Origin of the sequence: Paenibacillus sp. FSL R7-0210 (genome assembly GCF_038009085.1) — a bacterium.
Taxonomy (GTDB): Bacteria; Bacillota; Bacilli; order Paenibacillales; family Paenibacillaceae; genus Paenibacillus_AQ; species Paenibacillus_AQ silagei.
Map to the genome: position 1 here is coordinate 5,493,020 of NZ_JBBPAR010000001.1, position 23,910 is coordinate 5,516,929.

15 protein-coding genes and 2 pseudogenes are annotated in these 23,910 nt (G+C 54.0%); 4 read left to right on the forward strand and 13 right to left on the reverse strand.

The features are described from left to right. Window positions 1-173: 173 nt before the first annotated feature. From MKY64_RS23245 to MKY64_RS23290, 10 genes and pseudogenes are all read right to left on the reverse strand, one after another. Window positions 174-1,199, reverse strand: a complete 1,026-nt coding sequence (locus tag MKY64_RS23245) for an ABC transporter ATP-binding protein (RefSeq protein WP_036730643.1) — start codon at window positions 1,197-1,199, stop codon at window positions 174-176. Then, entirely contained in the window at window positions 1,196-2,212 is a 1,017-nt protein-coding gene (locus MKY64_RS23250; protein WP_076081945.1) for an ABC transporter ATP-binding protein, read from the reverse strand. Before MKY64_RS23250 ends, MKY64_RS23245 begins: the two co-directional genes overlap by 4 nt. Next, the gene (locus MKY64_RS23255; RefSeq protein WP_036730741.1) at window positions 2,179-3,138 is read right to left on the reverse strand and encodes an ABC transporter permease; all 960 of its coding nucleotides are present in this window, start codon (window positions 3,136-3,138) and stop codon (window positions 2,179-2,181) included. The genes MKY64_RS23250 and MKY64_RS23255 overlap by 34 nt, the downstream gene beginning before the upstream one ends. A 59-nt stretch (window positions 3,139-3,197) precedes the next feature. Then, window positions 3,198-4,169, reverse strand: coding sequence for an ABC transporter permease (locus MKY64_RS23260; protein WP_036730648.1), 972 nt, complete (start codon window positions 4,167-4,169; stop codon window positions 3,198-3,200). A 120-nt stretch (window positions 4,170-4,289) separates the two neighbouring features. Then, a complete protein-coding gene (locus MKY64_RS23265) occupies window positions 4,290-6,035 on the reverse strand; it encodes a peptide-binding protein (protein WP_340956011.1) in 1,746 nt (581 codons plus the stop codon). A gap of 596 nt (window positions 6,036-6,631) precedes the next feature. Further along, window positions 6,632-9,088: pseudogene (locus MKY64_RS23270) on the reverse strand (ABC transporter permease); the annotation flags it as partial. Window positions 9,089-9,191: 103 nt separating this feature from the next. Continuing rightward, on the reverse strand, window positions 9,192-9,893 hold the full coding sequence (locus MKY64_RS23275) for an ABC transporter ATP-binding protein (protein WP_036730659.1): 702 nt from the start codon (window positions 9,891-9,893) through the stop codon (window positions 9,192-9,194). Window positions 9,894-10,223: 330 nt separating this feature from the next. Continuing rightward, window positions 10,224-11,107 (reverse strand): annotated as a pseudogene (locus MKY64_RS23280) (SDR family oxidoreductase). Window positions 11,108-11,265: 158 nt separating this feature from the next. Then, window positions 11,266-12,105, reverse strand: a complete 840-nt coding sequence (locus tag MKY64_RS23285) for an aldo/keto reductase (RefSeq protein ID WP_340956013.1) — start codon at window positions 12,103-12,105, stop codon at window positions 11,266-11,268. Between the two features lie 19 nt (window positions 12,106-12,124). Further along, window positions 12,125-14,518: a GH36-type glycosyl hydrolase domain-containing protein gene (locus tag MKY64_RS23290; RefSeq protein WP_340956015.1), complete on the reverse strand. Its 2,394-nt coding sequence runs from the start codon at window positions 14,516-14,518 to the stop codon at window positions 12,125-12,127. Between the two features lie 170 nt (window positions 14,519-14,688). On the opposite strand from MKY64_RS23290, the gene MKY64_RS23295 reads away from it, so the two are divergent. Further along, window positions 14,689-15,666 carry a DUF4003 family protein gene (locus MKY64_RS23295; protein WP_036730667.1) on the forward strand — a complete coding sequence of 326 codons (978 nt, stop codon included), beginning with the start codon at window positions 14,689-14,691 and terminating at the stop codon, window positions 15,664-15,666. Between the two features lie 252 nt (window positions 15,667-15,918). Here MKY64_RS23295 and MKY64_RS23300 read toward each other — a convergent pair whose 3' ends face one another. Continuing rightward, entirely contained in the window at window positions 15,919-17,298 is a 1,380-nt protein-coding gene (locus tag MKY64_RS23300) for an amino acid permease (protein WP_340956017.1), read from the reverse strand. Between the two features lie 232 nt (window positions 17,299-17,530). Between MKY64_RS23300 and MKY64_RS23305 the strand changes: the two genes are divergently transcribed. Next, window positions 17,531-19,306 carry an ABC transporter ATP-binding protein gene (locus MKY64_RS23305; RefSeq protein WP_340956018.1) on the forward strand — a complete coding sequence of 592 codons (1,776 nt, stop codon included), beginning with the start codon at window positions 17,531-17,533 and terminating at the stop codon, window positions 19,304-19,306. Further along, complete coding sequence (locus tag MKY64_RS23310) at window positions 19,293-21,068, forward strand: ABC transporter ATP-binding protein (RefSeq protein WP_340956021.1); 1,776 nt, start codon at window positions 19,293-19,295, stop codon at window positions 21,066-21,068. The genes MKY64_RS23305 and MKY64_RS23310 overlap by 14 nt, the downstream gene beginning before the upstream one ends. A gap of 540 nt (window positions 21,069-21,608) precedes the next feature. On the opposite strand, the gene MKY64_RS23315 is transcribed toward MKY64_RS23310, so the two are convergent. Next, window positions 21,609-22,262, reverse strand: coding sequence for a GNAT family N-acetyltransferase (locus tag MKY64_RS23315; protein WP_445671730.1), 654 nt, complete (start codon window positions 22,260-22,262; stop codon window positions 21,609-21,611). A gap of 30 nt (window positions 22,263-22,292) precedes the next feature. Beyond that, window positions 22,293-23,210 carry an AraC family transcriptional regulator gene (locus tag MKY64_RS23320; protein WP_340956026.1) on the reverse strand — a complete coding sequence of 306 codons (918 nt, stop codon included), beginning with the start codon at window positions 23,208-23,210 and terminating at the stop codon, window positions 22,293-22,295. 107 nt (window positions 23,211-23,317) lie between these two features. Between MKY64_RS23320 and MKY64_RS23325 the strand changes: the two genes are divergently transcribed. Further along, window positions 23,318-23,848: a ClbS/DfsB family four-helix bundle protein gene (locus MKY64_RS23325; RefSeq protein WP_340956029.1), complete on the forward strand. Its 531-nt coding sequence runs from the start codon at window positions 23,318-23,320 to the stop codon at window positions 23,846-23,848. The last annotated feature ends 62 nt before the right edge of the window (window positions 23,849-23,910 follow it).

Below are 23,910 nucleotides of genomic sequence, written 5' to 3' on the forward strand. Positions count from 1 at the left end.
ATGCCTGTAGCACAATGATTAGTTTGAGGCGGCCTTACAAAATAACCCCACAAAGTGGGGCTTTAGCGTAGGTGTTGACCCAGGTACTTTGCGGGGGGCCCCAAAATCAAAAAAAGGAACACCGCGTAAGATTCAGCAGCGTTCCTCTTCGGTACAGCATAGGTACTCGTTGATCAGGATTTCGGAAGCAACGGGAAATGACAGGCTACCGGACGGCCCGGCAGGACCTCTTCCAGCAGCGGCTCCACTAAGCGGCATTTGTCCTGGACGAACGGGCAGCGGGTATGGAACCGGCAGCCGGAGGGCGGATTAGCCGGGGAGGGCACATCTCCCTCCAGCATAATGCGCTCCTGCTTACGCCTTGGCGTAGGCTTGGGAATGGCCGAGAGCAGGGCGGCAGTATACGGATGCAGCGGGGCCGCGAACAGTTCCTCCGTCTCTCCCACCTCCACCAGCTTGCCCAGGTACATGACCCCAACGCGGTCAGAGATATGACGGACTACGTTCAAACCATGCGCAATGAACAGGAAGGTTAGGCCCAGCTCCTTCTGCAGCTTCATCAGCAGGTTAATGACCTGGGATTGCACGGATACGTCCAGCGCGGACACGGCCTCATCGGCCACAATAAACTGCGGATTCAGCGCAATCGCCCGGGCGATGCCAATGCGCTGGCGTTGTCCGCCGGAGAATTCATGCGGATAGCGGTTCCGGCGGCTGGCATCCAGACCCACCAGCTCCATCAGCTCGACCACCCGGGCATCGATCTCCTTGCCGGACATGTTCCAGTGAATACGCAGCGGCTCGCCGATAATATCCTTGACGAGGAAGCGCGGATTCAGCGACCCGAACGGGTCCTGGAAAATAATCTGCATCTCTTCCCGCAGCTTCCGCATGTCACGCGAACCCAGCGAATGGATATCCTGGCCCTTGAATAGCACCTGCCCCCCGGTCGCACTTTGCAGCCGGAGCAGTACCCGTCCGAAGGTGGATTTGCCGCAGCCGGATTCCCCGACCAGCCCGAACGTCTCGCCTTGGCGGATCGCCAGATTGACTCCATCCACCGCCTTCACCTGCCCGACGGTCCGGTTAAGCAGACCCTTGGTGATCGGAAAATACTTCTTAATATCCTTAACCTCCACCAGTACTTCTGAGGAGGCAGCTACCTTACGATCTGGCTTGGCCAATGTCTTGTTCATCATGCGCGCTTCGCCTCCCCGCTGGTATACGCTGAAACCGGCTTATCCTTGAACAGCCAGCAGGCGGCCCGGTGATCATCAGAGATCAGGAAATCCGGCGGCTCCTGGCTCCGGCAGATCTCCATCGCATGCGGACAGCGCGGATGGAAGCGGCAGCCCGCAGGCAGCTGTCCTATCGGCGGGATCGTTCCGCTGATCGTATAGAGTTCGCCTCCCCGTCCGCCTTCGAACCCCGGAATCGACTGGAGCAGACCTATCGTATAAGGATGGCTGGGATGGTCGAAGATCTCTTCCACACCGCCTTCTTCCACGATAGCGCCCGCATACATGACAGCAATGCGGTCCGCCATCTCAGCGGCAACTCCCATGTCGTGGGTAATCAGCAGGATGGACATGCCAAGCTCCGACTGAAGCTTGCGCAGCAGATCCAGAATCTGCGCTTGGACCGTAACATCAAGTGCGGTGGTCGGCTCATCGGCAATCAGCAGCTCGGGGTTACAGGCCAGAGCAATCGCAATGACTACGCGCTGGCACATCCCGCCGGACAGCTCATGCGGGTACTGCTTCGCACGGATCTCCGGTGCCGGTATGCCCACCAATCTAATCAGATCGACCGCCAGCTTCAGCGCTTCTGCATCCTTCTTATTCTGATGCAGCCGCAGACTCTCAGCAATCTGTTCCCCTATGGTGAAGACCGGATTCAGCGAAGACATCGGGTCCTGGAAGATCATAGCGATCTGGTTGCCGCGGATCTCCCGCATCTCCTCCTGGCTTTTCGCCCCCAGATCCTGTCCATGGAAGTCAATCTGTCCATCCAGTATCATACCGCCCGCATAATCGATCAGGCGCATGATCGCCAGCGAGGTGACACTTTTGCCGCTGCCGGATTCGCCTACAATACAGACTGTCTGACCTTTATTCACCGTAAGGGAGATGCCGTCGGTTGCTTTGAGCAGTCCCTTCTCTGTCGCAAAGCCGGCGGTTAGTTTCCGGATTTCGAGTAGTTTTTGCGCCATTGTTCCAGCCTCCTCCGGGATTTGGTCACTTGCTGTCTGGGATCAAGGGCATCCCGGATGCCGTCGCCGATAAAGTTAACCGCCAGCACCACCATCAGGATACAAAAGCCCGGATACACCGCCTGCATCGGATCAATCAGCATGAACTCCTGGGCGTTGCTGAGCATCAGCCCCCAGCTCGTAGCCGGAGCCTGAATACCAAGACCCAGATAGGACAACGCGGATTCACTGAGAATCGCGCCGCCGACCATCAAGGTCGCATTGACAATGATCGGGAAGCTCGCATTGCGGAGCAGATGCCGGAAGATGATGCCCCAGCTCGATACCCCAATTGCTCTGGCCGCCTCCACATACTGCATTTCCCGCAGCTGCAGGAAGGTTCCCCGGACCAGCCGGGCAATACTCATCCAGCTCGTGAACGCCAGAATCAGGATCATGAATTTAATCTGTGTTCCGAACAGCGCCATCACCAGGATATTCAGGAACAGGGATGGTACGGAGTTCATGACGTCAACAATCCGCATGAATACCGTATCCACGAATCCGCCGAAGTAACCCGAGATTGCACCGACCACCGATCCGACCAGCACGGATACAAAAGCAACGGAAAAACCGATAAGCAGCGAGATTCGCGCACTGTAGAGCAATCTGCTGAGAATATCGCGGCCCAGCTCGTCGGTGCCGAGGGGATGCCCCTCCGCTCCCGGCTTCAGGTTGGCGAACATCAGATCAATCTTCTCCGGCCCATAGGAAGTCAGAAACGGTGCGAAGATCGCCAGCAGGACAAAGATAAGCAGGACGGCCAACCCGCCCATGGCAAAAGGATTGCGTGAAAACTTCTTCCACAGCACTCTCCACGGGCCGGGAGGTCTGTCCATATCCACCACCGGAATTTCCGGGTCGGTCCCGCCCGGCATCGGACTCATATCCGGCGTTCCCAGCGGCTTGGAGACCTTCCCTTTGATAAGCTCTGTATTATCTGTACTCATGCTGCCTTCCCCCCTTGCTTGCCGAGCTTCACCCGGGGATCAACTACGACATACAGTATATCTGCCAGCAGATTGCCAATGACGACCATCACAGCCGTGACGATAGTCACAGCCATCAGTGCCGAATATTCGCGTGCAGTGGCCATCTCAACGAACCAACGGCCCATTCCCGGCCAGTTGAATACATTCTCTGTTAGTGCGGCCCCTCCCACCAGGATCGGAAGATCAAGGCCTAGTATTGTAATAATTGGAATTAGTGCATTGCGCAGGGCATGGCGGAAGACGACCTTCCGTTCCTTGACGCCTTTGGCCCGTGCCGTCCGGATATAATCCTGATCCAGCACCTCCAGCATACTGGCCCGCGCATACTTCATATAAGAAGCCAGGAACCCAAGTGCCAGTACCGTTACCGGCAGCACCAGATGCATGAATAAATCAGCGATACTGTCTTCCTTGCCTCTTGTATGCATATCCGACAATGGGAACCAGTCCAGCTTGAGCGACAGCCACTGCTGCAATAGAATCCCGAACCAGAAGGTCGGCATGGCGAAGCCCAGATAAGAAATGAACGAAGCCGTCTGATCCGATAAACCATAGACTTTGGTACTATTGTAGATTCCCCAGGGGATTGCGATCAGCAGGGATACCAGCCAAGCCGCACCCATCAGGATTATGGTATTGCCGATACGCGGCCAGAGCAGGTCCGAGATCGCAATATGGTTCTTGAAGGTATACCCCAGATCCCCTTGCAGCAGGTCGCCGATCCAGTGGATATACTGGATATGAATCGGCTGATCCAGACCCAGATTCTTGGCTTGCTGCTCGAAGATTTCGGGAGTCAAGCCCGGGGCCAGCATCACTTGTGTGGGTCCGCCCGGAGCCGCATGGATGAGAAGAAAGGTTAGTATGGTAATCAGAAAGATGACCAGTACCGATTGAAGCACTCTACGTATCAGGTATTCTGTCATTGGCTATCCTCCTAGAGATGGTAAGGCGATAGATTACGGAGGCCCCCCATTTATACAAAAGGGGGAGGTGAAAGAGAATTCTCTTTCACCTCCCGCAAGTCTATTCAGTTAGTCGGTACGTTACTCGGTTACCCACCATTTGATAGCGTGGAAGAACTGTCCGTAGCCCAGTGACGGCTCAGGAGCATCCTCCTCTGCCCAGTGCACTCTAGGTCCTGTTCCGATCGCCTGACCATACTGATACAGGAATACATAAGGAAGGTCGGTTGAAATTTCCTTACCTACTTCTTTGTAGATTTCTTTGCGCTTAGCCTGATCTACCGTAGAATATCCGTCTACCCACAGCTTATCCAGCTTCTCATTCTTATACCAGCCGCTGTTCTGTCCGGCAGGCGGGAAGTACTTGGAGGAGAAGATGCTCTCTGCATCCGGGTCTGGTGTATTCAGGGACCATGCCAGCAGCAGGGCCTGATATTTACCCGGCGTTACGTTCTGGTCAATCCATGCAGCGAAGTCGATCGCCTTAGGCTTCACCTCAATGCCGACATCCTTCAGGTTCTGCTGGATAACAGCAGCTACCTGTTCACGGCGGCTGTTGCCGGCATTATACTGCAGTTCGAAGGAGAAGCGGTGGCCGTCTTTGACCAGAATGCCGTCCTTGGCATCCGCAACCCAGCCGTCTTCAGCCAGGAGCTTCTTGGCCGTTTCAGCATTGTAATCATAGTTCACAGCAGCATCACCCGGGTCAGCCCACGTATCCGGCAGGAACGGCGCATTCATCAGCGCGCCTACGCCCTTCAGGATATTATCCACCATTCCTTGTCGGTTCAAGGCATGGGCAATCGCCTGTCTGGTCTTCTGTCCCTGGAACAGGCCGTAGCCATCCGGGAAGTTCTTGCCGTCAAAGTTGAAGTTAACATATTCGTACTGCGCGCCCGGCTTCTGGATGATATCGATTTTCCCGTCAGCCTTAACTGCTTCAACCTGGGTTACCGGAATCGCACTGATATGATCCGTGTCGCCCTTCATAATCGCCTGAACCTCAGTGTTCTGGTCAGCATAGATCTTGTAGATCACCTGAGCGATATGAGGCTTCACGGTTCCCCAGTAGTTCGGATCAGCATCCAGGGTATGGCTCTCGCCTTGCTTCCAGGCTGTCCACTTCCACGGTCCGCTTGTAACGGTCTTGGCCGGATCAGTACCATAGGGGTTCTTCTGCATTTCGGTCGGCTTCACATCCTTCAGGACATGGGCTGGAACAATCTCCTGGACCAGCGCATACAGGAACGGCGCATAGACTTGGGACATTGTGATCTTGACGGTGTGGTCATCCACCTTCTCAACGCTCTTCACCTTGTCAAAGGCACTGATCAGCGGAGAGCCTGTCTCCTTATTCTTGGCCATTTCAACGGTGTAGATTACATCATCTGCAACGACGGGCTGACCGTCACTCCATTTGGCGGTATCCTTCAGCTTCACAGTATAGGTCAAGCCATCTTCAGAGATCTCCGGCAGCGCGGCAGCCAGCGACCAATCCTCTGCCTGTACATTGCCTTCACGGTCGAGATTGTACAGCTTGGCGAAGACGAACTGGGCCACATCACCAGACGCGGTGTCATTAACTAAGAGCGGATTAATATTAACAATATCGGAGAAAGAGCTTGTAACTAGTGTTCCGCCGTCAACCGGCGCGTCAGCTGCAGGTGCTTCCGTAGCATCAGGCGCCGCACTCTCTGCCGGTGCTGTAGTGGCTGCAGGCGCATTTGTTGAAGAACCCGCAGTGTTATTCGTACTGCAACCTGTAAATAGAACCCCTACCAACGATAAGACTAGTAAACCTGACCACCATTTTCTCTTTTTCGCCATTCCTTTACTCCTCCTTAGTTAAGTGCTGGTACCTGCTCTTCAAAGCTTCTCGGGAGACTGGGATGCTCCGGATCGTTATCCGTCTAAGACCACTAATGACCGCCTACGCATTACATGTGACATAACATCACACCTAATATATATTGTAGAAATGCGTTGAATAGACCGCGGGTCAATTAAGGTCAGGGATAACATTCCCGGCGGGAAGCCTCACAACTTCCCTCATAAATTATGGTTTATATTACATGTGAATATATCTTACGTCAATATATTTATTTACCGCTGTACAATCTTACTTTTTTGCTCCTGAAACATTTACTTCCAATGTATCTTGAAATAACTGTAAAAATACCTTTTACCCATCATTATAATGAGTTTAATCGGGTTAGTTTTAATGACACTTTCTTATCATTTTCGCGATTTTCCGACACTGTTCGTCATATTTTCGTATGTTTCAGCGCTAATTCCCCAGCCATAAGTTCCTTTTCAGGCACAAAAAAGAAGGATAACGGCTCCGGGCTCCCTCTGCCCTCGGCTCATTATCCTTCCTTGTATGCTGATGCTTTTTTTATTTTTTTGACAAAATCGTGACTGAACTACTCTACCGACTTCAGCGCTTCAATCATATGAATCCGCTTGAGCTTGATGTGCATGAAAGCCATTACGATGCCTGAGAATAGTATGGTCAGCAAGGCTGCATAGATGTAGCTCTGCCACTTGATGAGCGGAGCGAACATGGTGGCATCCAGCTCGGCAGTCGACAGGACGAACCGGTGCAGGATCACCCCCAGGGCACTGCCGGACAAGATACCGAGCAAGGTCAGCAGAATATTTTCCCGGTAAATATACAGAGTGACTTCCTTATCATAGAAGCCGAGCACCTTAATCGTAGACAATTCGCGGACCCGCTCAGACACATTGATATTAGTCAGGTTGTACAGCACCACGAAGGCCAGCGCGGCAGCAGAGACAATCAGCACCACAATGACGATATCCATACTGTCCATAGTTTCCTCGAAGGCCTCCCCCACACCGCTGGAAAAGCTGACCAAGGCCACCTGCCCATTCGCAGTCAGCTTCTCCCCGAATGCGCTCTCCCACCCTTTGTCCTTGCCGCTGTAGTTCAATAATTGAGTATTATAGACCGGCTCCTTGCCGAACACCTCCGTGTAGTAAGCCGGGGTCATGTATACATAATGCAGCACATAGTTCTCGGTGACCGCCGCTACCTTGATCTGGAATGGCTCATTGTTGCTGTCCAGAAGCGTCAGCGTACCCCCGGGGGCCACATCATACAGCTTAGCCAGCTTCTCTGTAATGACCGCGCCCTCGTCACTCAGTACACGCGGCTTACCGGTGCTGCGGTCCTTAAGATTAACGAAAGACGCCAGTGCAGTTGTATCCGAGGGAACAAAAATCCGCACTTCCTGGTCGTTCACGCCTTTGGCCCGGGCGGTCACAGCCTCCTGCAGCACATTCAGCGTGCCTGTCACCGCAGCCTCCTGTTCAATCAGCTTCTTATAGGAAGCCTGATCTGCGGCGGCTGCATTATCATGCAGGGCTACCAGGGCACTGTATTTCATAATCCCGCCGAACTGCCGCTCGGCGATGCTGCCGATGGAATCCTTCAGTCCAAAGCCGGTCAGGATCAGCGCAGTACAGCCTGCCACCCCGATAACAGTCATGAACATCCGCTGCTTGTAGCGGAACAGATTGCGGGCTGTCACCTTTTGCACGAAGCTGAGCCGGGTCCACAGGAACTTGAAGCGCTCCAGTAGAATCCGCTGCCCGCTCTTGGGTGCCTTGGGCCGCATCAGCACAGACGCGTTGCTCCGCAGCTCCACCCGTGAAGCGACCATGGCCGTCATCGTTGTACAGATTAGCGCCACGACTATAGAAATAACGGCGTAAGAAGGGTAGAAGCTCTTGATCACATCCGGCAGGTTATAGAGAGCGCTGTAAGCATTATAGATCAGGTCCGGGAAGAACGTGAAGCCGACCACCAGACCCGCGATGGATGCCGCTAGGCTGGCAAGTGTTCCGTACACCAGGAACTTGGTCATAATGTCCATAGCACCGTACCCAAGTGCCTTCAACGTCCCAATCTGGAGCCGCTGCTCCTCCACCATGCGGGTCATCGTGGTTAAGCTGACAAGCGCGGCAATCAGGAAAAAGAATACCGGGAAAGCCGACGCAATCGCGGACAGACGGTCCGCATTATCCTTGTATTCGGCGTATCCCGGGTTCATTGTGCGATCGGCCACATATACTTTAGGCAGCTCCGGCTGGCTCTGCGCCGCTGTCTGCTGTTGTTGCTGCGAGGCATCCGCTGCCTGCTGGCCCGCAGCCAGCTTGGCGGCCGCTTCCGCCTTCAGCTCCTCCAGACGCTGCGCCGGGTAATCCTTGAGCGCTTGCTCTGTCTCTGTGAGGTGGCGCTCAACCAACGTGTCATAGGCCGGAGTATAGGCCCTCTCCGCAGCCGTATCCTTGAAGCTGAGATAGGCCTCCGTATACACCGGAAGTGTGAAATCCCCTTCCGGGATGACGGCGAACGCATCGGCAGTCCCTTTGCCGATCCGGCTCGTTCCACGGTTCGCGGTCTCAATATATTGTGGGCTCTGCGCGAAGCCTACTACCGTATAGGTCTTGGTCCGGAAGCTCTGTTCAGGCGTCTCCCCGGCCTCGCCGCCGAAGATAATAGAATCGCCAAGCTTGAATTTCTCCTGTTCGCGCAGGTGTTCATCCAGTACAATCTCTCCAGAGGCTGCCGGGAGATGCCCGGCGGTGAGCTTGTAGCCGTTCAGTTCATTATTGTCCGCATACGAATAGACTTTGGCAATCAGCCCGCTGTCGCCAAGAAAGACATCGGAGCTGTATACAGGCTGAACTGTCTGCACTCCGGGTATCCCCCGAAGCTTCTCGATCCCTTGCTCTGACAGGCCGTAAGTGGACTGGACCCGCAGATCCATCAGCCGCAGATCCTTATAATACGTCGCTGCGGTGTCCAGCATATCCGGCCCGGCCGACTTGATCCCGGAGAAGAAGCTGACCCCCAGCATAATAATTGCAAAGATCGAGAGGAACCTCGCCTTGGTGCGGCCGATCTCCCGAAAAACATCCTTCCATAGTGCCCGTTTCTTCATCATTCCCGGCCCCTTACCATTCGATATCTTCCACGGATACCGGCGCTGGATTCTTCACCATTTTCCGTACCTTGGCGTTGTTGATCTCAATGACCCGGTCGGCCATCGGAGCAATCGCCAGGTTATGCGTGATCACAATCACCGTTGTGCCGGTGTCGCGGCAGGTATCCTGCAGCAGCTTAAGCACCTGCTTGCCGGTATTGTAATCGAGCGCACCGGTCGGCTCATCACAGAGCAGCAGCTTCGGCTGCTTCGCCAGCGCTCTGGCGATAGCCACGCGCTGCTGCTCCCCGCCCGAGAGCTGGGCCGGGAAGTTATTCAGCCGCGCGCCAAGGCCCACATCCTCCAGCACCTTCCGGGCATCGAGGGCCCGGGGCGAGATCTGCGAAGCCAGCTCGACATTCTCCAGAGTGGTCAGATTAGGGACCAGATTATAGAACTGAAACACGAAACCCACGTCATTACGGCGGTAGCCGGTCAATTCCTTGGCGCTATAACGTGCGATGTCAGTACCGTCCACAATGACCTGGCCTTCGTCGGCGGAATCCATCCCGCCCAGTATGTTAAGCACCGTTGATTTTCCCGCCCCGCTGGGCCCTACAATTACAGCAAATTCACCCTTCTCGATCTCGAACTCAATGCCGTCGTTGGCAACAATCAGGGTCTCCCCCATCTTATAGCGTTTATATTCGCCCTTCACCGTTACGAATGCCATGCCGTCTCCTCCTGTCTTCTCCACAAACCGCTAATGCACCAGAACTGGCAGATACGATTTCAATTCAATGACTCAAGTGTAGCACATGAACCCCCTATGATGGCAAAAGTGGGAGCCGGAAGCCCCGCCTCTGCTAAATCCAGGTGATACAAGTGGAAACGGCATTACCGTCCTTGTAAAGGACGGTAACGTTTCGGCGAGAAATAGAAGGATAATGTATAGCGTGAAACATATACATTCTTATATTTCAGACTGCTGCAAGTATTCCCCTCACAGCAAAAAACCTCCTGACGGAGGTTCCTGCTCAAGCGTGTTGTTACTCATTCTTATTTATGGGGTCGGCATTCCGCCGTTGGCATTCAGGGTCTCACCGCTGACATAGCTTGATTCCTGGCTGGCCAGGAACACATAGGCCGGAGCCATCTCAGCTGGTTGGCCGGGGCGTCCCAGCGGGGTCTTAGCTCCGAAGTCCTTCAGGACTTCCTCCGGCTGTCCCCCGCTGATCTGAAGCGGAGTCCATACCGGTCCAGGGGCAACCACGTTCACCCGGATTCCCTTAGGGGCCACCTGCTGGGCAAAAGCTTTGCTGAAGGTATTAATGGCACTCTTCGTGGTGGCATAGTCCAGCAGAATCTCTGAAGGCTCATAGGCCTGAATCGATGAGGTATTAATAATTGTACTACCAGGCTTCATATGCTTCACCGCTGCCTTGCAGAGCCAGAACAGCGAGTAGACATTCGTCTTGAAGGTAGCATCGAACTGTTCTGTAGTCAGGTCGGCGATGTCCTTCACGAACTGCTGCTTGCCGGCAATGTTAGCCAGGATATCAATTCCGCCCAGCTCCTCTACGGCCTTGGCAATCAGCTGCTCGCAGTACTTCTCGTCCTTCAGATCGCCCGGCAGGGCCACCGCCTTGCGTCCGGCTTCCTCGATGAGCTTAACGACTTCCTTCGCATCAGCTTCTTCCTCCGGCAGATAGGCCAGCACCACATCGGCGCCTTCACGGGCATAAGCAATCGGATTCCGCTGTCCGCTCCCGTAATGACGGCCTTCCGTCCGGTGAGCTTCCCGCTGCCCTTGTAGGTGCCCGCTCCGTCATCGGGACGCGGGTGCATTTTCGTCTCTAAGCCCGGACTGGGCTGCTGCTGCTCGAATTCAGGCGTAGCCTTTTCATATTGCTGCACAGGATCTTGAATCTTATATTGATTACTCATGATAATATTCCTCCTCTGTTCGCTTCTGATTGTGTAGGCTTCTGACTCTTTCTATGTAACCAGCTTCCCTTTTTCTTAAACGAATTATGTATGAGCGCTATAACAAAACAATAGCCCCCTGCCAAAGAGCAAGGGGCCATAACTATAACATCAACGAATCAGAACTCTTCGTACACGGCCGGGTCCTGGTCCCACAGCGGTCCGGTGGACGGGAGCTCAGAAATCACCTTCATCTCAGCCTCCGACAGCTCGAAGCCGAAAATCTCCAGATTCTCCCGCTGATGCTCTTCCGACGCCGATCTTGGAATCGGAACCGCTCCCAGCTGCACATGCCAGCGCAGAACAATCTGTGAGACCGATTTGTCATGGGCTGCGGCGATCGCAATCAGCTGTTCATTCTTCAGCAGCTCCGTGCCGCGTCCCAGCGGACTCCAGGATTCTGTGACGATTCCGTGCTGCTCATGATATGCGCGCTGCTCCGCCTGTTGATAGAAGGGATGCAGTTCAATCTGGTTCATAGCCGGTACCACCCCCGTTTCCTTGATCAGGCGGTCCAGATGCTCCGGCAAAAAGTTACTGACTCCGATAGAACGGATCAATCCCTGCTTCCGGGCATCAATCAGCGCCTGCCATGCTTCCACATACAGGTTCACCTTGGGGTTCGGCCAGTGAATCAGATACAGGTCATAATAATCCAGTCCTGCACGGTACAGCGATTCTTGAACAGTCTCGACCGCTTCATCATACTTGTGATGGCGTCCGGGCAGCTTGGATGTAATGAACAGCTGGTCTCTGGGTACCCCGCTCTGCCGTACCGCTTCCCCGACAACGCCTTCGTTCTCATAGTTGAATGCCGAATCAATCAGACGATACCCCAAATCCAGGGCAGTCCTCAGATTCTGCACGCCCTTCGTACCTTTGATCCAGGCCGTTCCGTAGCCAATCGCAGGCACCTTCATTCCATCGTTCAGCAGTACTTCCGGAATATGATTCGTCATGTTCATGCGCCTCCTGTATTTAGATAGTAACAGCCCCAGCCGGAATCTTAACCAGCACCTGATACTGCTTACCCGGTTTCAGTTCCTTCAGAACACCATCTTCCACAAGCTGTCCGTCCAGATATACCTCGATTGCCGCTACGCCGGACTCACGCTTCATCTCAATCTGCAGCTCAGCGCCTCTGAAGCTGCGCTTCACGGTGGCCTCCTGCCAGCCGGAAGGAAGCTGCGGCTTCACCTGCAGCCCTTCCCGGTTCCCTTGCAGCCCGAACAATCCGTCGATCAGACAGCGGTATACCCAGGGAACGGTTCCGGTATTGAACAGATGGCTGGAGCGTCCGGCAGTCTGCGGGAATTGCTTATACGCGCCCCGGTAATAATTAGGAATGAACACCGGGAGCTGGCCCCGCCGGATGATATCCTCGATATCGGGCCCGGGGAGCATTTTACGCAGCAGACGGTACGCGTGGTCCTGCTCACCCACCGCATACAAGCCATAGATATAGAAGGCTGCGGCATGGTTATAGACTGCGCCGTTCTCGGCTGTCCCCGGATGCTTCTGGGTGACCCGGCCCACATCCTCGCGCATGGCGGTATAGGACGGGGCGAGCTTTTCCACTCCATACGGGGTCTCCAGCTGTTCATGGACCGACTTCATCAGCTTCGCCCGCTTCTCCTCATCGGCCGCACCGCTGAGCAGCGCCCAGCCCTGGGGATTAATGAAGATCCGGCCTTCCTTGTCGCTGCTGATTCCGAACACTACATTGTCATCAGTAATTCCCCGCGCATACCACTCGCCATCCCAGAAGTATTGATTGACGAGCGCATTGGTCTCCTCCGCCGCATGACGGAAGGTCTTGGCGATATCCGTACGGCCGCTCCGCTCACAAATATCCGCCCAGACCATACACGCATACGCGGTAGCGATGGTCAGCCAGCCGGACACGCCTTGCCCCCGGTACCCTACCATATTCATCGGGTCGCACCAGTCCCCCTGATTGATATAGTTCAGGCCGCGCTCATCCCGCTCATGCAGCAGCCACTGCACCGCCCGGTCGATATGCTCATGTACAGGTCCTGTCTCCAGGCCGCCCGCATACGATACTTCCTCATCCAGAATGCTGTAATCATCGGTCTCATCCAGATAGGTACTGAGGCAAATCGGCAGCCAGACACAATGGTCTGTATGCGGAACCTGATTGATATATTTCAGTTCAGCCGCTTCATGCAAAATAATGCCGTCCGGCATCGCTCCGCTGGCCTCCTGCTGGCTTAAGGCCGTCAGGAATGCTTCTCTTGCCGTCTGCGGCTTAAGATAGCTCATCCCCATATTATCCTGCAGATAATTCCGGGTCTGCGGGTCGGTCGTCAGGCGGTTGGTCTGCCCGTGATAGTACATCTGCCGGGGCAGCCAGTGGTTGACCAGATTGTCGAGGTCCGCATCCGGCGTGGAAATCTCAATGCTCCCTCTGCCTTCCGCAATGTACTGCGCATATTCCCGCTCGGCGCGCACGAATCCGTCCTCGCCTGCCGCATCGGTATCTAGGAACAGCTTCCGGCGGATCTCCGCAATCTCCTGCTCACTCCGGGCCGGGCCGAAGACGAAGCGGTATTCACGTTCTTCCCCCGCAGCCAGATCCAAACTGTATTGCAAAGCGGCAACCGGGGTCTCATAACGGGCTTCGCCTTGCGCCAGCCGTTCGCTCTTAAGCGCGGACGGCGAGCCGATTCCGCCTTCGCCCTCGAAGGCTTCCTGATTCACTTCCCAGGAGGCCGGGGCATGGTCAGCCAGCAGGAAGGTTTTGTCCTTCAGATGCTTGATTTTGGCGTAATCCTGATATTTCTGATAAGGTGTGACCGCTGTAGCCACGATTCCCTGCAAAGCTTCCTTATACTCGCCGGATTGATTCATCCATGACATGTAGCCGATGGTGAAATAGGGATAGATGCTGATACTCCGCCGCGCCGAAGACAGATTAGTCACCTTCACCCGCCACAGCTCCATTGGCTCATCCTTAGGCAGGCTTAGCGTCATCTCTATCGCGATCCCGTTCTTCTCGATGGTCCATACAATATTATGTTTACCTACTGCAAAAGTGTAATGATCCGGAGGGGTGCGGACAGGCTCATAAGGGGCAGAGAACAGCTCCCCGTTCTCCTCATCCTTGACATAGACGAAGCGGCCGGGGTGATGGGCATAATAAGGCTGCTCCGGCTGCATGAACGTCTTGGCCTCCAGATTCGGCGCATAGGAGTACTTGGCCGGCTCCGGCTGCATGAACTGGGCTACCGCATAGCCCCGGCAGTTCATATGAATCATCATCTGTTCATTCCACAGAAACCCCGAAGCCTTGGGGAGAATGGTGGGACTGGACAGCTCATAGTATTCGTTATCTTCAGATGCTCTTATCATACTAGTGCCTCTCTTTCCGGAATAAATATCCATCATTCTAGTAATCTTTATTCAAGAATACGCTCTCATAGGTTTGGGGGCAAGTCTGCGGGAAGAGATTCAATTTCATCGTTTTGGTTTTTATAGTAGAATAAACCCAAATAACTACCACTAGATGAGAGGTGCATCATATGAAGCAATCATACATAGCCAGGCTTGAATTATTCGTAACTAACGCCCAGCAGATCAAACAGGAATTCCCTTGGCAAAATGCCTCCGTGAACCGGCTGGCCGCCTTGCTCTACGCCGTGGAAGACAAGATGGCCAATGTGGAAGCGATCCGCCTGTACCATGAGATGGTCAAGGATAACACCCGGGGCTTCTCGTCCTTCCGGGGAACCTCAGCCATCTGTATTGCTGCGCTGCTCTCCCTGTCTCCCCAGCCGCAGCAGCAGCTTGCAAATACGCTGGCTGTATATGATTTGCTCAAGGAACGCAAATTCCGGGCCTCCGACTACCTGGTCATTGCCGCCTATCAGATCGCTGCCCATACTCCGTACGATCAATATGCCGCAGCCATAGACCGCACTCAAGCTTTCTATGAAGGAATGCGGTCGAAGCACCGTTTCCTGACCGGACGGGACGACTATATCTTCGCTGCCATGCTCGGGCTCTCCGATATCCCTGTAGAGCAAGGACTGGAGCAACTGGAACAGCTCTATGTTACGCTGAAGCCCGAGTTCTTCTCCGGCAACAGTGTTCAGGCGCTGACACAGGTACTGGTGCTGGGCGGCGGGGATCTTGCAAGCCGGGTGCTTAGCCTGCGTGAAGCGTTCCGGGCACGGGATATCCGGCTGGATAAGGAGTATACACTCTCGTCCCTTGGCATCCTGTCCCTGATCCCCTACGAGCAGCAGCAGCTGGTAAGCGATGTCTCGGATACCTATGAGTTCCTGCGCCCGCAGAAGGGCTTCGGCGGCTGGTCGATCAACAAGCAGGAGCTGCTCCTGCTGTCTGCCGCACTCGTCTCCTATCAATATGTCGATGATGTCAGAAACGGCATCATTGAATCCACGCTGTCTACCAGCCTGACCAACATCATCATTGCCCAGCAGACAGCGATTGCTGTAGCTGCGGCCTCTGCTGCGGCGGCGGCAGCTTCGTCTTAGGAATTGACATACAAAAGGCTTCCGGAGCGTAGTTTGCTTCGGAAGCCTTTTTGATTGTAACTCTAAGCAGGGTCGTCACTGCGGTGAACATTTGGACTTACGGCCGCTGTTGTCTCCAAATTTCTTGATTTAGACCGCTGTTTGCGGTAGAAATCCGGAGACAAAGGCGGACGCTACCGCTCCTACAGTTCCAAATTTCCCCTCCGCTTCTTTTTGCTTTTTGTTAATTTGATTAGTTCAGAATTCCCAGCCCTACACTTCCTCCCCATCCCCGGGCACCCGGCGTTTACCGATCCCAAACACATAATACCCCGCCACAACAATAGCCAGGAACGACGCGCCGACGATCAGCGACAGATGGGTATCCGGGTTGAACCACATGCCGATGATGACCAGCGACAGGAAGATAATAATAATGTAGTTGCTGACCGGGAAAAAGCGGGACTTGAACGGATGGGCGGCCATCTCGCCTGCCCACCGCTCTCTGAATCTGAACTGGCTGAGGGCCAAGGCGAACCACGGAATCATTCCCGGAAGCACGCTGGCACTGTAAATATAGAGAAACAGCTTGGAGTCCGGTATCAGATAGTTGAACAGCACGCCGACCAGCAGCAGGGAGATCGTTGTAATAATACTGTTGCGGGGCACTCCGCTGGCCGAGACTCTGCCGAAGAACTTCGGAGCCTGTCCGTTCTGGGCAAGGGTGTAGAGCATTCTTCCCGCACTGTAGATCCCGCTGTTGCAGCCCGACATGGCCGCTGTCAGCACCACGAAGTTGATAATGCCTGCCGCAGCGACAATCCCTACCTTGGCGAAGGTCAACACGAACGGACTGCCGATTTCCCCGATCTCATTCCACGGATAGATGGTCACAATGATGAAGATGGCCCCCACGTAGAAGATCAGAATGCGCCAGATGATATTCTTGATCGCTTTTCGCAGCGTTTGCTTCGGATTCTCCGCTTCCCCTGCCGTAATCCCCACCAGCTCAATCCCCTGATAGGCCGCCGTGACAATGCAGAGCGCGAACAGGAAGCCCTTCAGTCCTCCGGCAAAAAAACCGCCATGACTATAGAGATTGGACAGTCCGAGCGGCTGCCCGCCATTCCCGAGACCGAAGAAAATCACCCCGGTACCGATCACCAGCATGACCACAATGGCAACCACCTTGATCATCGCAAACCAGAATTCAAACTCCCCGTATAGCTTCACCGCCGCCAGATTGGCTGCTGCAATGATGCCCACACCAATTAGCGCCGGAATCCACTGCGGGATATCCGGGAACCAGTACCCGACATAGATTCCAATTGCCGTAACCTCGGCCATGCCGACCGTCACCCATAGGAACCAGTAGCTCCAGGCGGTCAGGAAGCCGGCCAGCGGGCTGATATATTTGTGGGCAAAAGTGGCGAACGAACCAGTCACCGGCTCCACCACCAGCATCTCCCCCATAATCCGCATCACAAAAAACATAATGATTCCTGCCAAAAGATACGCTAGCAGCACGGAAGGCCCCGCCCACTTAATCGTGCTTGCCGAGCCCATGAATAGTCCCACGCCAATCGTGCCGCCCAGTGCGATCAGCTCGATATGCCGCGGCTTAAGTCCTCTGGTTAACTGTTTGGATTCCAAGCGTAATGCTCCCCCTCATATGTACATCTGTACACCTCACATGCACTCAACGCAAACTATCATAATATGCATCCATCATTGTAAGCTGTGATATACATTAACGCAATGCAGAATTACTCCATTACAAAGTTCAAGCTTTTGTAAAAAGAAATTATACGTATCCCTATACATTTTGGTTCATAGTGTTATAATCACTTTGTTTATCACAAGACAACAGGAAACAGGTGATCAGATGTTTGAAATCAAATGGCTGTGGCAGAACCTGGAGGGCAACCGGGCGCGGTATATCGTGGCGCTCTGCCTCTCGGTCGTGGGCTCAAGTCTTACGATTGTGAACCCCTACATCAGCCAGCGCATTGTCGATACGTTCATTGCCGGTGACCACGCAGGAGCGAATCTTGCTACAGGACGCGGGCTGCTCATTGCGCTCTGCCTGGGCATGATCGGCTTCTCCCTGCTACGTACAGGGCTGGCATACTTCACGACCATGCAGTACGAAATTTCTTCACAGAATATGATGTACAATATCCGGATTTATCTGTACAACAAGATTCAGGGCCAGGACCGGGAATATTATGACCGCAACCGCACCGGGGACCTGATGACCAAAATGACGGGGGATCTGGATATGGTCCGCCACTCGATGGCGTGGATTTTCAAGACGATTATTGAATCGCTTACGATTTTTCTGGCAGCCGTCATTTATTTTCTCACGATTGATGTGAAGCTGACGCTGTGGATGCTGATCCTGTCACCGCCGATTTTTGTGGTGGCCTTTATCTTCGCCAAGAAAGTGCGCCCGATGTACATCGACCTGCGCGAGCGGCTGTCCCAGCTCAATACGACGACACAGGAGAATATCTCGGGGAACCGTGTGGTGAAGGCTTTTGCCCGTGAGGAGTTCGAGATTGCCAAGTTCACGGAGAAGAATGTCAACTACGCGGTGGCGAATAAAAAAGCAGCCCTCGTCTGGCTCGACTACTTCCCTTATCTGGAGTCGTTCGCACAAGGCTTCAACGTGGTCCTGATGCTGGCCGGCGGTTACTACGTGATGGAGGGGCGGATTACCTTCGGTGAGTTCACGGCGTTCTCCTCGCTGATCTGGGCCGTCTCGAACCCCATGCGCAATATCGGAATAATTATTAATGATATTCAGCGTTTCTTTGCCAGCTTATCCAAAATCGTCGATATCTATTACGCCCGTCCGGCAATTGCCAATGACCATAACCCGGTGGAGCGCCGCCGCTATGAGGGACGGATTGAATTCGACCATGTCCGGTTTAAATATGATAACGCTACCGTGCTTGATGATGTGAGCTTCACGATAGCCCCCGGCGAGACCATTGCGATCATGGGGGCCACCGGCTCCGGCAAAACCTCCCTCATCAATCTCATTCCACGCTTCTATGATGTGGCTGGCGGGCGAGTGCTGGTAGACGGCAGAGATGTCCGGGAGCTGGAGCTGGATGAGCTGCGGGGGAATATCGGGATGGCTACGCAGGATGTGCTGCTGTTCTCCGATACCATTGACGGCAACATCGCTTACGGCGATCCCGATCTGCCTGAGGAGGATGCGAAGGCTTACGCGGCTCTTGCCGCTGCCCATGATTTCATTGTCAAAATGCCTGAGGGCTACGATACCGTAGTCGGGGAACGCGGTGTCGGATTGTCCGGGGGTCAAAAGCAACGTATTGCGCTGGCCCGCGCCTTGGCGGTCCAACGTCCGATTCTGATCCTGGATGATACAACTTCTGCGGTCGATCTGGAGACGGAGGAGCATATTCAGCGCAGCCTGCGTGAGCTGGAGTACCCCTGCACGAAGATCATCATTGCGCAGCGGGTATCCACTACCGCCCAGGCTGACCGCATTCTGATTCTGGAGGGCGGGCGTTTGATTGAGGAAGGAACCCATGCCGAGCTGCTGGCGAAGCGGGGGTATTACTATGATGTATTCATGCTTCAGAACGAGGGCATTGGAAGGCAGGTGACCGAAAGTGGCCAGAAATAAATTCGATGTCGATGAGAATCTGGAATCGCCGTTCAATATCAAGCATTTCCGGCGGGCCATGGTCTATATCAGACGCAAGAAGAAGCCGATGCTTATCGCGTTCGCGCTTAGCGCATTGTCGGCGGCGATTGCCCTGTCGGCTCCGCTGATCATGCAGCATGTCGTGGATGTGACGATTCCGGCCAAAGACATGGGAGCGCTGGCGGGCTGGTCCCTGCTGATGCTGGCAACCATCGTGGTCAGCGTCATTCTGGCTACGATCCGCTCGCGAATTATGACGAGCGTCGGACAGGATATTATCTTCGATATCCGCACCGACCTGTTCAAGCATCTACAGGAGCTGCCCTTCAAATATTATGACGACCGGCCGCAGGGTAAAATCCTGATCCGGGTCGTGAACTACGTCAACGGGGTCTCCGATGTGTTGTCGAACGGAATTATCAACTTCATCCTGGAAATCGTGAACCTGATCTTCATCGCGGTGTTCATGTTCGCCGTGGATGTGCGGCTCTCGTTCATCATTCTGGCCGGACTGCCGGTGTTCCTCGGCGTCATGCTGCTGATCAAGACCCGGCAGCGCCGGGCCTGGCAGGCGGTATCGAACAAAAGCTCCAACCTGAATGCCTATCTCCAGGAGAGCATCAGCGGCATCGGCGTCACACAGATGTTCTCGCGGGAGACGCGCAATGAAGGCATCTTCACCCGTCTGGCCGGCAACTTCCGTACGGCCTGGATGAAGGCGCTGCGTTACAACATTCTGATTCCGTTCAGTGTCGATAACCTGTCTACCATTGTTACGGCTATGATCTTCCTGGTCGGCCTGCTGACTCTGGACCCGCAGAACATGACGCTGGGCGTCATTCTCGCCATGAGCAGCTATGCGGCCCGCTTCTGGCAGCCGATCCTGAATCTATCGAACCTGTACAATAACTTCATTAATGCGGTGGCTTATCTGGAGCGGATCTTCGAGACGCTGGATGAACCGGTAACGGTCAGCGATATCCCCGGTGCGAAGGCGCTCCCTCCGGTTCAGGGCCGGGTAACATTCGATGATGTCACCTTCGCCTATGATCCGGGCCTGAATATTCTGGAGAACATCTCCTTCGATGTCGCAGCCGGAGAGAGCGTGGCTCTGGTCGGTCCGACCGGTGCGGGCAAGACCACCGTCGTCAACCTGATCTCGCGCTTCTATAACCTGACTGGCGGACGCATTCTGATCGACGGGCAGGATATCTCGCAGATCACGCTGAAATCGCTGCGTAGCCAGATGGGGATCATGCTGCAGGACAGCTTCATTTTCTCGGGAACCATTCTGGATAATATCCGCTACGGCAGACCGGATGCGACCGAGGAAGAGGTTATCAATGCCGCAAAGGCAGTCTGCGCGGACGACTTCATCCGCGAATTCGATCAGGGCTACCAGACCGAGGTGAACGAACGCGGCTCCAAGCTCTCCCAAGGGCAGCGGCAGCTGATCTCGTTCGCCAGAACGCTGCTGGCCAACCCGCGGATTCTCATCCTGGATGAGGCTACCTCCTCCATCGATGCACAGACCGAGCGTCTGCTCCAGAAGGGGCTGAACGAGCTATTGAAGGGACGCACCTCGTTCATCATTGCGCACCGCCTGTCTACGGTGAAGAACTGCGACCGGATCATGTATGTCTCGAACAAGGGCATTGCCGAGAGCGGCTCGCATGACGATCTGATCGCCCGCCGCGGCCTGTATCACCGGCTGTATACGGCGCAGAAGATGGAAGCTTGATGTGCAGTGCAGGATAAGGATATATAGATTGTACTTGTAGTTCAATTTATATAGTCTCAAACAAGTGGAAACGGCTTTGCCGTCCTTTTAAAGGACGGTACCGTTTCAGCAAGAAATAGAAGGATAATCTATCGTGTGAAACATATAGATTCTTATATTTTAAGAAATCGCCAAAAACCGCAGCAAGGGTTCGCCCCTGTCTGCGGTTTTTGGCGTGCTTGGATGAACCATACAGCACATATTCAGTGAAGAGTATGTCCGCATGCACGACACGTTACCACCTAAGTCTGCTGGTTGCTGGCTTCATCAATTTGTGCAATTAAGCAGCACTCCTGCTGCGATCCATGGGGACTGGAGAGCCGCTATTCCTGTAAATTGCACCATTTTGCGGGCTAAGCGGACTCACATGCACTTAACTAGTCGCTCTTGCCTCATTTCCATCACCAACTGGCCTTATAACGGCCTCTCAGTCCGCGGGCGAGTGGCAAAGCTGTCTTTTTCAAAAGATAAGAATTTATATGCTTCGCGCTATCATTATCCTTATCTTTCTCGCTGAAACGGTACCGTCCTTATAAAGGACGGCAATGCCGTTTCCACTTGCAAAATAAGGGCTTCATGGTCCGGTTGTAGAACCTTCATATACTCTTCCCTAAGCATGCTGTAGATCTCCAGATCGACCACACCCTTGCCGGACCAGAGGGCTGCTTGCCGAAGCATCCCTTCCTTGATATATCCGTTCTTCAGCAGCACCTTCTTGGACGGCTCATTATTCAGCATCACTTCCGCTTGAATTCTGTTCACCTGAGCCTGCTGGAACAGGAATGCTGTCAGCAGCTCAACGGCTCTGGAGGCGAGGCCCCTCCCCCACTGGGCTTCCGCGAGGAAGTAGCCAATGGTGACCATATTGACCCTCTGATTGAAGTCACAGGCTTCAATAATCCCTAGCAGGTGCGTATCGTCTGCTGGGGCGAAGATGCCCCACTTGATCCGCGATCTTTTGCCATAATCCCGTTCATAATGACCAATCATGCTCTTAACTGTAGTCTTATTGTGCTTGGGGATAATCCCGCAATATTCGAACACATGGTCATTGCTGTAAATCTCGAACAGCCCGTCCAGATGCTGCTCCTCAATCTTGCCCAGTACCAGCTCCTCTGACCTTAAGACAGGGAACTGGTCAAACACTATCTCCATCTTCACCCGGGGCACTCCCTTCTCTGATCCTTAAGCGCTTGGCCTAATGGGGACGTACAAATCAACCATGCACTTGCCCTGCGGGTCCTGCGCAGGATCATTCAGACAGAATTCCAGACATGGCCGGTCATCGGCTTCATAGCCGCTGCGAGGTAACCATACGCTGAACATAGTATCGTACGCAAGGACAAATCTATCTACCGTATCATAGTAGGAATACACCGCATACAGCCCGCCGGATAGAGTCTTGTATTCTACCTCCTTCCGGGGGGCTTCCCGTTCGAATCCCTCCGGGAGTGTAACACAAGCATCATAGCGGCAGGCAGACTCTTCCGTAAATTCCCCGTCGTCCAGCGAGATTCCGATGAACTGCTGATTCGCCGGATGGAACCCTTGCTGAGTTGCCCAGCGGCTTAGCTTGTCCCATGCGTGATATGTGTCCAGATACCTTCCAATATGCCTGACATAAGCGACCTCAACTTCTGCAATTTCTCGAATTTCTACCATACTGTCCCATGCCCTCCTTAACAGCGGATTACCTTCTGCTACATTGTAATCTGCCAGGGCTGCCGGCTCTGCCTGCTTATTGCTGAGGACTGACGGGAAATTGCTATGTTTCTGCCCGCTATTCCTGACACTGCTGGGCGTACAGCCGAAATGCCGTTTGAAATGAACGCCCAGCGCAGATACGGATTCGAACCCGCAATTCCCCGAGATTTCCAGAATGGTCAGGTTCGTCTCAGTCAGCAGCGCCCACGCCCGCTCAATGCGCTTCCTGGTTACGAAGGCCATGGGCGTCATGCCCGTGAAGGCTGTAAATATTCTGGTGAAATGATATTTGGAGAAATGGGAGACCTCCGCCAGCTGATCCAGCCGCAGCGGCTGGCTGCTGTGATTTTCTATGTAGGCAATAACCTGCTTGATCCTCTCCCCATACTGCTCCTTCATCGCTGAATCCTCCGTCTCCTTCGTGTTACAATACTGTATAAATATTGTAAACTGGACAGACTGTTGTCACAACCCTGTGGTATAACCAGAGGAAAGGAGTGATTGTTATGGCAAGCTATGAATACTCGTCCCGTCAGGAGCTGATAGACACGATCCATAATCTGTACCTGCTCTTGGATGCCGAGTATGACGGAATTAACAATACATATAAGGATACGCGAATTCCCGAGGTGGACAAAACCCCTGCTGAGATCATCGCTTATCAGCTGGGCTGGCTGGAGCTGGTGCGGAGCTGGGACCGGAGTGAGCTGGAGGGACAGACCTTCTCCATGCCCGCTGCGGATTACAAGTGGAATCAGCTCGGCGGGTTGTATCAGTCCTTCTACAGCAAATATGCAGAGTATTCTTTGTCTGAGCTGCGTGAGCTCTTCCGGCAAGCCGAGCAGCAGTGGCTGGACTGGATTGGAATATTAACAAAGGAGGAGCTGTTCATCCAAGGCGCGCGTAAGTGGACCGGGACCAAGGAGAACTGGCCGATGGCCCGGTGGATTCACATTAACTCTGCTGCTCCGTTCAAGACCTTCCGGGGAAAGATCCGGAAGTGGAAAAAGCATTGTCCTGAAGGACTCGCAGAATGACATAGTGCCAGAGTGGCAGTATGTCAAAGGGGCACAACAGCTTAGCGTCCACTTCTTCGCAA

Bases quoted from the DNA above. Each gene is read 5' to 3' on its own strand.
- MKY64_RS23285 (WP_340956013.1), bottom strand. From the start codon at position 12,105: ATGACGAATCATATTCCGGAAGTACTGCTGAACGATGGAATGAAGGTG.
- MKY64_RS23250 (WP_076081945.1), bottom strand. From the start codon at position 2,212: ATGGCGCAAAAACTACTCGAAATCCGGAAACTAACCGCCGGCTTTGCG.
- MKY64_RS23295 (WP_036730667.1), top strand. From the start codon at position 14,689: ATGAAGCAATCATACATAGCCAGGCTTGAATTATTCGTAACTAACGCC.
- MKY64_RS23245 (WP_036730643.1), bottom strand. From the start codon at position 1,199: ATGATGAACAAGACATTGGCCAAGCCAGATCGTAAGGTAGCTGCCTCC.
- MKY64_RS23315 (WP_445671730.1), bottom strand. From the start codon at position 22,262: ATGGAGATAGTGTTTGACCAGTTCCCTGTCTTAAGGTCAGAGGAGCTG.
- MKY64_RS23325 (WP_340956029.1), top strand. From the start codon at position 23,318: ATGGCAAGCTATGAATACTCGTCCCGTCAGGAGCTGATAGACACGATC.
- MKY64_RS23265 (WP_340956011.1), bottom strand. From the start codon at position 6,035: ATGGCGAAAAAGAGAAAATGGTGGTCAGGTTTACTAGTCTTATCGTTG.
- MKY64_RS23305 (WP_340956018.1), top strand. From the start codon at position 17,531: ATGTTTGAAATCAAATGGCTGTGGCAGAACCTGGAGGGCAACCGGGCG.
- MKY64_RS23255 (WP_036730741.1), bottom strand. From the start codon at position 3,138: ATGAGTCCGATGCCGGGCGGGACCGACCCGGAAATTCCGGTGGTGGAT.
- MKY64_RS23275 (WP_036730659.1), bottom strand. From the start codon at position 9,893: ATGGCATTCGTAACGGTGAAGGGCGAATATAAACGCTATAAGATGGGG.
- MKY64_RS23290 (WP_340956015.1), bottom strand. From the start codon at position 14,518: ATGATAAGAGCATCTGAAGATAACGAATACTATGAGCTGTCCAGTCCC.
- MKY64_RS23320 (WP_340956026.1), bottom strand. From the start codon at position 23,210: ATGAAGGAGCAGTATGGGGAGAGGATCAAGCAGGTTATTGCCTACATA.
- MKY64_RS23260 (WP_036730648.1), bottom strand. From the start codon at position 4,169: ATGACAGAATACCTGATACGTAGAGTGCTTCAATCGGTACTGGTCATC.